At 43.7% G+C, this 536-nt stretch carries 1 pseudogene; it reads left to right on the top strand.

Features of this window, described 5'->3' with window-relative positions:
* Nucleotides 1-536 (top strand): annotated as a pseudogene (locus tag ACS8FD_RS24030) (energy-dependent translational throttle protein EttA); the annotation flags it as partial.

Genomic DNA, 536 nt, shown 5'->3' with positions numbered 1-536 from the left:
CGCGCCCTGATATGCTATTGCTTGATGAGCCGACCAACCATTTGGACGCTGAATCTGTCGCTTGGCTTGAGCTGTTCTTACAGAACTATAGCGGTACTATCGTGGCCATTACCCATGATCGTTATTTCTTGGACAACGTTGCTCAGTGGATCTTAGAGCTGGACCGTGGTCATGGCTATCCTTATGAGGGCAACTATACAGAGTGGCTTGAGCAAAAGAATAACCGTCTTGAACAGCAAAATAAACAAGAAGAATCATTTGCTAAAGCACTCAAAAAAGAGCTTGAGTGGATTCGTAAAAACCAAAAAGGTCAGCAGGCCAAGTCCAAATCTCGTGTACAGCGTTTTGAAGAGCTAAACTCACAAGAGTTCCAAAAACGTAACGAGACCTCTGAGATTTATATTCCACCTGGTCCACGTTTGGGTAACAAAGTCATTGAAGTCAATGATATCTCTAAGTCATTCGGTGATCGTTTGCTTTATGAAAACTTAAGCTTTAACGTTCCAGCGGGTGCTATCGTCGGTATCATCGGTCCA

The sequence above is a fragment of the Psychrobacter sp. 1U2 genome (assembly GCF_051847575.1).
Note: the sequence above shows the minus strand (reverse complement) of the source record. Positions and strands in the feature narration are given on the sequence as shown.